10 protein-coding genes are annotated in these 13,296 nt (G+C 41.5%); 1 reads left to right on the top strand and 9 read right to left on the bottom strand.

Annotated elements, in window-relative coordinates; all coding sequences use genetic code 11:
• Positions 1-119: 119 nt before the first annotated feature.
• The 9 genes from aepX to ACFFAP_RS28070 form a co-directional block, all read right to left on the bottom strand.
• On the bottom strand, positions 120-1,775 hold the full coding sequence (aepX, locus tag ACFFAP_RS28030; RefSeq protein ID WP_375514300.1) for a phosphoenolpyruvate mutase: 1,656 nt from the start codon (positions 1,773-1,775) through the stop codon (positions 120-122).
• Between the two features lie 191 nt (positions 1,776-1,966).
• Positions 1,967-2,722 (bottom strand): NTP transferase domain-containing protein, encoded by a 756-nt coding sequence (locus ACFFAP_RS28035; RefSeq protein ID WP_375514301.1) that lies wholly within the window; start codon positions 2,720-2,722, stop codon positions 1,967-1,969.
• Between the two features lie 136 nt (positions 2,723-2,858).
• Positions 2,859-3,572, bottom strand: coding sequence for a 2OG-Fe(II) oxygenase (locus ACFFAP_RS28040; protein ID WP_375514302.1), 714 nt, complete (start codon positions 3,570-3,572; stop codon positions 2,859-2,861).
• Between the two features lie 51 nt (positions 3,573-3,623).
• On the bottom strand, positions 3,624-4,229 hold the full coding sequence (locus ACFFAP_RS28045; RefSeq protein WP_375514303.1) for a CDP-alcohol phosphatidyltransferase family protein: 606 nt from the start codon (positions 4,227-4,229) through the stop codon (positions 3,624-3,626).
• A gap of 308 nt (positions 4,230-4,537) precedes the next feature.
• A complete protein-coding gene (gene hpnI / locus ACFFAP_RS28050; RefSeq protein ID WP_375514304.1) occupies positions 4,538-5,740 on the bottom strand; it encodes a bacteriohopanetetrol glucosamine biosynthesis glycosyltransferase HpnI in 1,203 nt (400 codons plus the stop codon).
• A gap of 130 nt (positions 5,741-5,870) precedes the next feature.
• Complete coding sequence (gene hpnK / locus ACFFAP_RS28055) at positions 5,871-6,725, bottom strand: hopanoid biosynthesis-associated protein HpnK (protein WP_375514305.1); 855 nt, start codon at positions 6,723-6,725, stop codon at positions 5,871-5,873.
• Positions 6,726-6,738: 13 nt separating this feature from the next.
• Complete coding sequence (locus tag ACFFAP_RS28060; RefSeq protein WP_375514306.1) at positions 6,739-7,596, bottom strand: ferritin-like domain-containing protein; 858 nt, start codon at positions 7,594-7,596, stop codon at positions 6,739-6,741.
• A gap of 148 nt (positions 7,597-7,744) precedes the next feature.
• Positions 7,745-9,199 (bottom strand): hopanoid biosynthesis associated radical SAM protein HpnJ, encoded by a 1,455-nt coding sequence (gene hpnJ / locus ACFFAP_RS28065; RefSeq protein WP_375514307.1) that lies wholly within the window; start codon positions 9,197-9,199, stop codon positions 7,745-7,747.
• A 281-nt stretch (positions 9,200-9,480) separates the two neighbouring features.
• Positions 9,481-11,136, bottom strand: coding sequence for a B12-binding domain-containing radical SAM protein (locus tag ACFFAP_RS28070; protein ID WP_375514308.1), 1,656 nt, complete (start codon positions 11,134-11,136; stop codon positions 9,481-9,483).
• A gap of 336 nt (positions 11,137-11,472) precedes the next feature.
• Between ACFFAP_RS28070 and ACFFAP_RS28075 the strand changes: the two genes are divergently transcribed.
• The gene (locus tag ACFFAP_RS28075) at positions 11,473-13,092 is read left to right on the top strand and encodes a cyclic peptide export ABC transporter (RefSeq protein WP_375514309.1); all 1,620 of its coding nucleotides are present in this window, start codon (positions 11,473-11,475) and stop codon (positions 13,090-13,092) included.
• Positions 13,093-13,296: the final 204 nt, after the last annotated feature.

Here is a 13,296-nt window from a genome sequence, read left to right on the forward strand (position 1 = left end):
TGAACTCGGAACTTCGACCTCTGAACTCAAAACATCGACCTCTGAACTCAAACCTACGACCTCAGAACCCAAAACTTCAATCTCACAATTCCCCATGCCCAATGCCCAATGCCCCACTCCTATTGTTTTAATTGAAAAGCAAGGTCAAGATCATCCAAAGAATTAACATCTAACCAGTTACCGCGAATATAAAGCACCTTAATCAGTTTTCCTTGCTCGATTAAATAATTGCATAATTCTGGCAAACCCAGATTATTGAATTCCGGCCGTTTTTGCAACTCATTGAGTGCTTCACTCACCCACTCTCTACCTTGACTTCGTAGGCGCAGCATCCCAATCCAGCGTCCGCTAGACTTTCCTAATTGCGTTTGTGTTGTTTTAGAAATATTCAACAGGTTGACATCCTGTCCAAACAGAGAAAGATCGTCTGGAATTGAGCAATAGGCGTAGTCAGGTGAACCGCTAACAGACTTGCTGTTGGCCACAGAATCAACTACAGCGACAATTTCTCCGGGACATTCTAATAAATCTCGTAGGATGTAGCTTCTAAATAGTAAATCGCCGTAAAGCACTAGCATTTCTTCGCCAAAACTAGCTTGAGCTACGGCTAAGGATGCTAATTCTCCGGTTGTTTCATAATCTGGGTTGCAGATGACTTTAGTCCCCGGAACATTGATAGTTTCTGCTTTGTAACCGGCGACAACGGTAATATCGTTGATGGCAAGTTTCTTGAATTTATCCACCAACAACCTGAGTAGGGGTTTACCTCCAAGGGGTAACATTACTTTTGGTTTATCTTGTGTCAATCCTGCTAATTCTTGGCCTCTGCTAGCAGCCAAAACGATCGCTTGGGTATGTTGTCGTCCATTATTAAAATAGCGTTTTTCAGCTTCTATGAGTTCATCCGCCCCTTGTAGCCGGAAAATTTCTTTTACAGGAGCAACATCATCTTCAATGTTGATTAAAGTTTCGCTGGCTTTCACTTCACGCGCGATCGCTTGCATACTAGCAACAGCAGCTCGAATCAGATGGTTTGCCCAGATGACCAAATTAACTTCAGCTTTGCGAAAAACATCGGTAGGCGTGCTGTAATATTTAGTCGGTATAATCACTAACGGGGAACGACCCGCCCACTCTTTAGCAAAGGCTAACACTTGGTCAGGACGTGATGATTTACTGTGAACCAGAATGGCGTTTGCTCCGGCAGCGTGGTAAGCTTCAGCTCGGCGCATTGCTTCAGAGAGATCCCACCCAGCGATCAAAGCTTCGAGTCGGGCGACGATGCAGAAATCTGGGTCTGTCTGACTATCTTTACCTGCTTTAATTTTGCCGCAGAATTCATCAATATCAGCCAAAGCTTGGCGACTACCGTTGATAAAGCTATTGGTTTTGGGAAAAAGCTTATCTTCAATACAGACTCCAGCAATACCTCGCTGTTCTAACTTTTTAACCAGGCGGCGCATATTATTAAAGTTGCCATAACCAGTATCCCCATCTAATAAAATCGGGATGCTGGTGACATCAGACATAAACTCCAGCATTTCCACAACTTGAGTCCAACTGGCTTCATTATTATCTCGAACGCCATATTGAGCCGAAAGGGCTAATCCACTCGCCCAAATTCCTTTAAATCCAGCCTCTTCCACAATCCGGGCGCTAATCCCATTGTGAGCTTCCATGATGAAGTCGAGTTGAGGCGATTCTAGTAGTACCCGCAATTGGGCACATTTATTTAATTTTGCAGCGTTGACAATGGGTGCAAATATTTGATGCATTTATTCTGCTTTTTTCAACCTATATAATATAGCGGTTATCAATTGCATGGAATACAGACCTAACAAGAACAGCCCCTTAAGAGCTAGCGTTGGGGAGTAAACCTCAAAGCCTTTCTCCTTTTAGGAGAGAGGAATGGAAGTGAGGTCAAAGTGTATTTTCCATTCGATAACCGCTACAAATTAAAATATTTTCAGACATTTTCTACGACTTCTATCTGAGGTAAAATCTCGTTTTGGGCACGTTGAATATCTTGGGGAAAATCGATTTCGAGCCAAGGTAATCCAGTGATGTCTTCGTAGCCAAATGTTTCTGGAGTTTCTAAGAGCAGATCCCGAATTACTTCTTCATAAGGTTCATTATCGCGTCCGTCTGCAACATACTGTTCTGTGCGAGTAGCAAGACGGTGAGCAGCAGTACTCCCAAAACGAAAGAATCCGACTGACTCGCCAATCAAATCATAAGCCAAACCAAGAGCCACTTGTTTGCGAAACTCCACTAGATAATTATCTCTAACACAAAGCTTCACGGGTTCATCTCCCGGTTCAAAATCCCGATCCAGCAAGAAGCTGTTGGGGATATTTGTCTTTACCAGTCGTTCGATGATGCGGCGATCGCACAACACATCTGCATCCATTAATAATATGTCATCGCCAGCAACTAGCTGTTGACGTACAGTCCATAGGCTGATAACACTACCTTTGGTATAGTCAGGATTGTAAACTGTACTAACCCAACTTTCGGCTCCTAGTGCTTTGATTTCCTCCTGAATTTTTTGTGCTTGATAACCCACAGCAATCACTACTTCGTCAATCTGGTAATGACGAAGATAGTTCAAATGGCGCTCTAATAGAGATTTACCGTTAAATTTCAGTAAGCATTTGGGTTGGATTTGCCCATCTTTACCTAAGCGTCGTCCAACGCCAGCAGCTAATATAATTGCCTTCATCGTCAAGTCACCAACAAAGCTAAAACACCAGGAAATCTAGAAATTTTCCCAGTATTTTATAATGACTGTTTTTTGCTCAAGACAATATTTGTTAATTAATTCTTAACATGGAAGAAAGATTAATTCTATATTGCCATCAACGACGAAACACTTGGCGAAACCCGAAATAGGCGATCGCATCTTTCATATTCGAGACAAAACGTTTTACCATACCCATGCGGGTGTCGGTGACGTACTCCAAAGTTAAGACAATGCGCTGTTCGTTTTCGCCCAAAGGAGTAACTCGGTGGTAAAGTTTATCACCATTAAATAATACTAGAGTCCCAGGGGTTAGAGAGAGCGATCGCGTTTGTGTCTCCCGTTCGGGAATATCCTTGTAGAGTTTATATTCCAACTTACTGGATGAATTATCAACTAAACCAAGCAATACTGTATAGCGTTTACCGTTATAGTAAGAGGTATCGTAATGATACTGAATATGGTCTCCAGGCTCAGTATAATAGTACAGCGCGTAAGTATGGGGATCAGTATCAGGACAGGGAAGGAGTTTTTCTGCCGTAATTTTGTTGAGGATGTCAAAAAAGGCACTAAGTTGATAAAATTCTCCAAAAATTGGAGCAAAGCTATCTAAGCTATAGCGGCTGATACTACCGCCCTTTTTATGATTGGGAATATAGTTACGGTTGATAGCAGGTTGCAAAGATGGCAACAGCGCCAAGAACTGCTCAATGATGGAGTTAGGAAAAAAGTTCTCCACTACCAACAATTCATTCTGTGCTTGAAACTCAGCTTGAAGTTTCTGGTAATCAACAACTGCTATAGCTTTATTAATTTCAGTTTGAAGCTCCATATAATATTTTTGACTTTTGACTTTTGAATGAGTGACTTCCACTTTGCGGTACTAGTTTGATTCAGGCTGCGGGAGTGCCCGAAATTGCCAAATTACCCATAAAGCAAAGGTTGGCGCACCAATTGTCGCTGCCATTAGTAACGGCTCTAGTCCATTCAGTAAAGTAACTATGGGAAACAAATACAGCACGTCTTCAATGTCAAACCCGACGAAATTTGGTTGACGACTGGCGTCTTTACCTAAACGCTGTTCCATTTCGTTTCGTAAATGAAAGATACAAGCAACAGACACGCCAGATACTATCCCCATCAGCAACGCCCACCAACCAAAATTTCCCTCCTTAAGACCATATCCAATACACACAAATAAAAGAATGTGAATGATGGCATCACTTGCGAGGTCATACTGATGTCCCCATTTGCTACTTTTCCCACTCAAACGAGCTAATTCACCGTCTGTATGATCTAAAAAGTTGGATAAAGCAAACAGTCCTGCTCCAATGTTATTCCAAATGGTATCGCCAACTGCAATCGCTACGGCAGCCGCCAACCCAGTTACAAGTCGTACAGTGGTGAGATGATTAGGGTTTACCCAACTGTCTTTTAGAGGTCGAACTAGCCAGTGAGCAAGTTGAGCATCCCAAGGCTTGGTGGTCATAGATGAACTTGAATTTGATGTGGTCTTGCAATATGTATAACAGTAAACAGTAATCAACAAGTACAGTTTTGCGTAAAAGCGTAGCGTTTTTAATGCAAGGGGATGCATTAACAATGCGACCGACGCATTAACATTGTATCGGGATGCATTGGCATTGCAGGGGCACGCATTAACATTGTATCGAGATGCATTGGCATTGCAGGGGCACGCATTAACATTGTATCGAGATGCATTGGCATTGCAGGGTATTGCCAAATTTAATTCGCTACGAATTAAGGTAACGCATATTTTATTTCCGGAGATGTCTATTAATTGATAATTGATAATTCATAACTTCTGTCTTCTAGTAATAGTAGCTTTCCATCTTTAGTTAGCTTCAGTTGTTGTCCTCGCCACTCTATAGTGTTGCCAATAAAGCCAAAACACCAAATAACAAAGCTTAACAAGTCGCACCCAGGAACAAGCCACAGAAACTTTTTGACAATTGGATCTTTTAAACTAATAGTACCAACAATCCAAGCCATTACCAATCTTGTTACCCAACAGATACATAATCCTAGCCATCCTAGTATTGAACCATCCGTGGTAATCAGTAGCAGGAAACTGGTGACAATACCATAGGTAAAAATTAGTCCTAAATAACCCCAAGGACGAGAAACTCGTTTACCACGCGCCCAACGAATCTGTCGCTTGATGGCATCAACTAAGTTGTTGCTTATCTGTACGTGTTCAACTATGTAGTCGGAAAGCACAACTTTGTAACCTGCTTGGACAGGTAAATAGCCTAGTTGGAAATCATCTGCTAGATAATCAGCGATCGCTTCAAATCCACCGATGGCTTCTAGTACTTTTTTCGGGATGACAATGGTGGAACCAAAGGCGTATTTTATACCATTTTCCTTGATGTTGCTGACTAAAACTCCTGCATGAAACTCAGTAGTAGTAATAATAGCTTCTAATGTCGATATCCATCCTTGAGTTAAAGTTCGATACATACAAGTAACTACACCCACGTTTTTGTCTTGCAATGGCTGGATAACTCTTTGTAAATAGTCTGTTCCAACTCGGATGTCACTATCAGCAAGGACTAGAATTTCGTATTTAGCTTTGGCTGCGGCATTGGCCAAGTTGCTAACTTTGAGATTTGTACCGATGATGCGATCGCTTACAATCAGCAAAATATCCAAGTCTGAAAAATTGTGGATGATTTTCTCTACAACCTCTATGCAAGGGTCTTGAAAATTTCGCACAGCAAAGATGATTTGATATTTTGGATAGTCCTGCTGACAAAACGAGGCTAGGTTTTCATAGGCATTACTATCAAGCCCACAAATGGGTTTGAGGATACTAACAGGTGGATGAAACTCTCGATTAATTGGCTGGGGAGCAGCAAAAAAAGTTATTGCTGCATAAATTGCATAGCAATAAAACAAAACGGATGGTATGCACAAAATTAGGACAAAATTACTAGCAACAGCATGAAGATTTATTAAGAAGATAGATGCAAACATAGCCATTGATTACCAGGCAATTAGTATTAGCATTTTCTAGATTCACTGCCGATAAGTTTAGGATTTTTGTATGTACGTTAGATGGGATTTGGATGACAAAGCTATTACTTTGAATTATGGAAAATCAAATTTAGGTAGTACGTTGGGATAGGAAATGATGGTTGGTAATTTCAAAGCCGTTACTCAGGAGGGCTTCGCGTACCTGACAACTTAACAATGCAGCAAGTTCTGCTTCACCTGTTCCTAGTTTTCCATTTGCGATCGCTGGATGAGAGTAAATCTCCACCAAGTTTGCCTGAATTTGGGGTATCAACCCAAGTAAATATTCTTCTGTAATACCACCAGTTTGCAATAAACCGTAAACTCTTTGGGTAAAGTTAATACCTTGAGACTCTAGCAGCTTCTCACCATAGTGGCGTAGTCTGCCAAATACTCCTGACCAAACTAGCTTTGTCAGTAGATGACTGCGATTAACTCTCAAAGTCATTCTCAGTTCCTCACTGGGAAGACGAATTACTTTAATATCAAATTCTGCTGCCAAGTCAACTAAAATACGCAAGACTACTGGATGTATATGCAAATGCAAATGTCCATCCAGATGAGAGAGACACAAACCAGTAGAACGGTATTTTTCCAATTGAGCGCGAATTTCTTGGCGCAGTTCTTGATGGGTTTCTTTGACAAATTGATAGCGCAACCCGGCTAAAAATGGACTGTTGGAAAAGTTACCTTGTTTGTCAACTAAATGGGGAATTTGCTCTGGCGGTAAGACAGAGCGTCCACATACCAACACAAGATGTAGACCAACAGCCAGGTTTGGATTGGCCTTTGCCAAAGTGACAGCCTCTTTTGCAGCATCAGCACTCACCATCAGGCTGGTACTAGTTAGCACTCCTTCTTTGTGTGCTTTGATAATTGCTTGATTAACTCCTTCAGAGAAACCAAAGTCATCACCATTGATGATGGCGAATCGCTGTGCTTGCATAAGTTTTGGATTTTTAAGGTTCCGATAATTGAGTTAGTGAATTAGACTGACGCCGAAGTATAAGCCTAAGAGTTGCTAAGGCAGTTTTAGCTAGGTTTGGTATCAGTTGGAGTTGAAGTAATTCTTTATCAAAGATACCAAGCCGTCGGGTGTTTTCTTGTAAGCAAGTAGATAACAATAACTCTGGGGTTAAATTATCTATAAAGTTGCTAGCACCAGTGGGTGTGAAACCCTCTTGTTGTTCTTCATTAGAACCACTAAAGGCTTTAATCTTATCTTGTAATGCTCTGCTGTAATGTACAAGAGCATTTATTCGCCGTGACCAATTACTTTTGCCCTCCTGATGTAGGTAAGTTACCCAATTAATGAAGAACATGATATGACGAGCTTCTTCATCCAAAACCTCGTCGAAGATATTAAACAATGCTTCTGGGATGTAGCTGATATGACGACGAGCAATGCCGAATAGACCAAAGGCTAAAAAAGAGTCTAGACATTCACCAAAACCAAAGTCAAGGAAGGCGGTTTTGATATTACTAGAAAGTACAGGTTCAGGAGGCGGTGAAATTTGAATATCGTAGTGATTGATGAGGAATTTAATTAGTCTCCCGTGGCGAATTTCTTCCATTCCTTGTAGAGCGATCGCTTCTTTTAATAAAGGGTCGCTAATTGTGGCTGCAAAAGCGTTCACCATCACTCCTGCTTCTTGTTCTGTATTGAGTGCTTCTCTCCAAAAGGGAATGCTTCGCAAGCTTTCGAGAGCTATATTATCCAGATTCGGCCAAGGGAGGCTTTCTGGCTCATACTCCAAGTGACTTTCAAGAAAGCTACGACAAAAAAATTCTTTGTGTTCTTTACTTCCTATTTTCATGGCTGAAGAATTTTTTTAACTTTTTGATAAGTAGTCGGACAGAATTAATTACAGGGTATGATTGCGATCGCAATCACAGGAAATTATTTTTGTTCATTTACTTATTTGGCTGGGTTATCGTCAATTCCTCCACAAAAATAACTAACAACTAACCAACAACTACTGATTCTGCTTTTGCAGTTGCTTGGGTGCGACGGTCTTTTAGGTATGAGAAAAATTCCCGCCCTTCACGCAAGCGGCGCACTAACATTTGGGGATCGGTGAGCATTTCACCTACAATTGGGATAATCGCTCTGGGACGGAAGTAGAACTTACGATACATTCTCTCAACTGCATCCTCAATCTCAGCACTGGAGAGATTTGGATATTGCAGTGTTGACATTTGAATTCCAGAACTAGCAACTAAAGAACTGTTGCTAAACCAATTATTTTCTTGTGCTTGACGATAAAGTTCTGTTCCAGGATATGGGGCTGCAATGGAAACTTGAATTGTATGAGGACTAATATCGCAAGCAAACCGGACTGTTTCTTCTATTGTTTGTGGGGTTTCATCGGGTAAACCAATGATAAATGTGCCGTGTACGGTAATGCCAAGTTTATGACAATTTTCCATAAACTTTCGCGCTACTTCCAGCTTGATTCCTTTCTTAATCCCATCTAAAATTTGCTGATTTCCAGATTCAAATCCTACTAAAAGTAGGCGTAAGCCATTATCGCGTAGTTGTTTGAGGGTGTCATAATCCAGATTGGCGCGAGCGTTGCAACTCCAAGTTAGTTTGAGTCGCCGCAGATGTTCGCTAATTGCGATCGCTCGCTGTTTGTCTATAGTAAAGGTGTCGTCATCAAACATATATTCTCGCACCTTGTCGCCGAAGATTGCTTTGGCTTCTTCCATCTCGCGCCCAACAGCTTCCGGGCTTTTAGTGCGGTATAGGTGTCCGCCAATTGTTTGCGGCCAAAGGCAGAAGCTACATTTTGCCGGACAGCCCCGCCCAGTGTAAAAAGAAATGTATGGATGCAATAAGTAGCCAATAAAGTATTTGTTAATATCCAAATCGCGGTGATAAATCGGCATTACGCTGGGCATTGAATCCCAATCGTGAATCAAGGAGCGGTCTTTATTATGATGGATATTACCCTGGCGATCGGGGTAGCTTAAACCTGTGATTTCTTCCCAAGATTTACCTTCGGCTATTTCTTTGCAGGTATAGTCGAATTCGTGACGACACACAAAATCAATGATTGGGTTTTCAACCAGCGTCTGTTCTGGTAATACTGCTACGTGCGCTCCAATTAAGCCAATTTTGACATCAGGGTTTTGAGCTTTGATTGTCTCGGCGCACTTCACATCATTAGCCAGCGAAGGCGTGCTGGTGTGCATGATAATTAGTTCGTAATCTTGAGCAATTTCGATGACATCTTCTACTGTTTGATCGTGTGGGGGTGCATCAAGAAGCTTGCTACCAGGCACAAGGGCTGCGGGTTGCGCCAGCCATGTAGGATACCAGAAGGAAGTAATTTCGCGCTTGGCTTGGTATCTCGAACCTGCGCCACCATCAAACCCATCGAAGGAAGGAGGACTGAGAAACAAAGTTTTTTTCACAGGTAGATTTCCTTTTGGAGGTTTTAGCTAATACTTTTTTAGGATAAAACCTAAAGAGCAGCAGATGCGATCGCAGTCCTAAATCATTCATTAAATTTTCTATTTCTCTCTCTTGAACGAAAAATATTTTTTAATCGAACCGTAGAGACGCAGAGAACACGGAGAAAGCGAAAATAGAGATTTTTACGAACGATCTAGGACTGCGATATATCAATAAGAGTGCTTACTGATAAGTCTCATTTATCTTTGTTTGACTTTTTGCCAAAATTAAATCTTGACAGTTAGCTACGAACTTTGGTGAGGATTTTTTGGGAGTAAAATGAAGCTGATTCTTCATTTTTGGCGCAATCTTGGGCAAACTTAATGAGATGGTGTCCGACAAGTCCAACGTGAATCAAGTTTTCAATATCACCTGCTTTCAGTGCTGGCTTGGCCATTTTCCAGAAAGTTTGACGATAGTTACTAAATATGCCTATTCGCACCAAAATATTGGTTAAATAAGTTAAGCCTTTGCGAATATTAGCCCCAGAAGTGCGAGATGGGCTGTTAGGAACTTCGATGCGATTTGGGTAGGTGTGTTCCATGTTGTAGGCAAACCGCTGATATAAAAATTCCGGCTCATAAGCAGTTGTAATGCAGCGCCGCCACATCTCAACAACTTCCTCGTAGGGCATCAAAAACTCAACATTTGATTCGCGGCTTTCATCAAAGACAAGTCGTCCTTCTGCTTCTAACCTCCGCCATAAAGGAGTTCTCGGTAATGCATGAAGTAGATTAATTGTCAACATGGGAATTTGGGATGCCCGAATAAATTCGATAATTCGGTCTGCTGTTTCTGGTGTATCTGTATCTAAGCCGATGATGATTCCTGACACTACTTCCATGCCATAGCTATTTAAAACCTGAATTGCTTTTAAAATTGGCATACTCAGATTTTGGTCTTTGGAAATAGCATGGAGAGCATTTGGCTCAGGTGTTTCGATCCCACAAAAGATTGTGCAGAAATAGGCTTCGCGCATCATCTCTAGCAGTTTTGGACTTTGAGCGAGGTTAAGCGTTGCTTCACAAGCAAACTGGATAGGGTAGCCATTGCGTTTTTGCCAGTCAATCAGATGAGGAAGCAACTTCATGGCGGCGCGGCGATCGCCAACAAAGTTATCATCGACAAAATACACTGCCCCCAAATTGCCAGATTGTCGCATTGCATCTAACTCGGCGACTACTTGCTCTGGTGTTTTCATCCGGGGACTGTTGCCATAGAGTTCTGGAATATCACAAAACTCGCAGCGATAAGGGCAACCACTAGAAAACTGCACATTTGCTAGGAAATAATCATTGATATTCAGCAAATGATAAGCTGGAGTGGGAAACTCTGTTAGGGGCAGACGTTCCTTGCTTTCAAAGCGAATTTGCGCTTGGGGACGTTGCAAGTTTTGGTCTAGATACTCGATCATGCGATCGCTTCCATCTCCCAACTCACCCAAATTTAAAATGTCAAACTCAGGATAATATTCTGGACACCCAGATACCGAGGGGCCACCGACAACGGTAATTTTGCCGGCTCGATGGGCAAGTTCATTAATTTGATTAATCTGTGGTTTCTGGATATGCATTCCACTCACAATCACCACATCAGCCCATTGGTAATCAGCCCTAGTTGCAGATTTGACATTCTCATCAACAAACCGCACTTCCCATTCTTTAGGTAAGTAGGCAGCCACAATTAAAATACCTTGGGGTGGCATAAAAGCCCGGACATTACCCATAAGTGGGTAGGCGTGATGAAAAGTACCAAAAGAGCGGCTATACTTGGGAAAGATACACAGAATGCGTCGATGGTGCGAAGGAACGTAGCGGGTTCCTTGAGTGACAGAAGCGGTTTTGGAATCGCCCGCTACATTAATTTGGTTCTCTAAAGATTTTATATTCACAGTCATCGCAAATTTCACCCTGGAAAACTGAGCAGGTAATTTGACAGTTTATTGACATAATTAGCTGTAATTCCAACTAGCTTACCAAAGAAAGGCAGAAGGTAGAAGGAATTAGAAATGTATTTTTGCTCAAAGCAAAGTCCTAATGATTATAAATCGCCCCATCTTGCCTTGTGGCTGATTCATCGTCATATTTGAAGGGGATACCTGGTAAAATATAAAATCTACCCTAGTAATGCAAATTTAATTAGTTGGCAAACAACAATTATGGAAATCGCGCATGGGACATAAAAAGAGAGATTTTCATTTTTTGTTGTATCCAAGTGGGTATAGGCATTTGTCATGAATTTGATTTACTTTCTTTTGCGTTCTTCTTGGGGGATGGTGGCGATCGCGATCGCTACCGGATTCTTAAGTGGCGGTAGTAGTGCTGGCTTAATTGCCTTAATTAGTCATGCTGCAAGTAGCGGTAGTGCTTCCCGCCTGACATCGATAATTTGGGGTTTTGCAGGGCTGGCTATAGTTGCACTCATTACCAGCATCATTTCTCAAGTGATGCTGATTCGCCTTTCTCAGAATGCAGTTTTGCAATTACGGATGCGTTTGAGTCGCCAAATTCTTGCTTCTGAGTTAAGCCATCTAGAACGCTTAGGGAATCCTCGATTATTGGCAACCCTAACAGAAGATATTCAGGCGGTTGCTAATGCTGTTTATCAGATGCCCTTCATTTTTATTAATTTAGCGATCGTTCTGGGTTGTATAACATATATAACCTGGCTTTCTTGGGTAGTACTGCTGATGGTTTGTGGTATTTCAGTAGTAGCGATCGCTAGTTGTCAGTCGCTACTTAACAGAGGTGGGCAATTGCTGGCTCTAGCTCGTGAAGATGAAGATCATCTATTTAAACATTTTCGCACGATTACCGAAGGAGTCAAGGAACTCAAGCTAAATTATAGGCGACGTGAAGACTTTTTAGAAGAAAAACTGCAATCCACTGCTAACGAGTTTCGGCATCATAATGTTAATGGTCTAACCCTTTTTGCCATAACTTCAAGCTGGGGTCAACTTGTATTCTTTTTTGCCCTTGGTTTTGTACTGTTTGCACTACCTAATATACTTACTATTAATCCCGAAACTCTCTCTGGCTATATTTTGACCTTCACTTACTTGGTGTTACCAATGGATAACATCATCAGCAAACTTCCCTTATTAAGTAAAGCCAGCATTGCACTACAAAAAATCGAGTCGCTGGGTTTATCTCTAGCTAGTCGAACTGAAATATCTACTGTTCCACCTGCTATTAAATCTGACTGGCACAGCTTAAAATTTGACAGTGTTACCCATACTTACTACACAGAACAAGAAGACAATAGCTTTATCTTTGGCCCCATCGACCTAACATTGTATCCTCAAGAATTAGTCTTCATTGTCGGCGGTAATGGTAGCGGTAAATCTACATTAGCTAAATTAATTACTGGACTTTATATCCCTGAGAACGGTAAAGTTTGGTTTGATGACGAATTAATTAGCGAACATAACCGAGAATGGTATCGCCAGCATTTTTCTGTAGTATTCTCCGACTTTTATTTATTTGAAGAACTTTTAGGATTAAAAAATTCTGGCTTGGATAGTCAAGCTACAAAATATTTAAAACAACTGCAACTAGACCATAAAGTTAAAGTTGAAAATGGGCAACTTTCCACCACAGCACTTTCTCAAGGACAACGTAAACGGCTGGCAATGCTTACAGCGTACTTAGAAGACCGACCAATTTATCTATTTGATGAGTGGGCAGCCGATCAAGATCCAGTATTCAAAGAAATATTTTACACTCAGCTACTCCCAGAACTGCGATCGCGGGGCAAAACAGTGCTGGTGATTAGCCACGATGATCGCTATTTTCATTTAGCAAACCGAATTATCAAACTTGACTATGGACAAATAGAGTACGACAAAAATTAAGGCTTGATCCTCCCTAACTCTCCTTAAAAAAGCTACGGTTTAAAGACAAGTCTTTGGTGACGCAATTTCTAGTTAAATCTCATAGCCCCTGAGATACCTCACCTTAGTTTTGCTATGCAAAACCTGTCCCTCTGCTTAGTAAGGCTACGGTGTACACACAAGTACTTTCGTTCACAAAACAAGCACTTTCGTTCACAACACAAG

It is taken from the genome of uncultured Nostoc sp., assembly GCF_964245575.1.
GTDB lineage: Bacteria > Cyanobacteriota > Cyanobacteriia > Cyanobacteriales > Nostocaceae > Nostoc.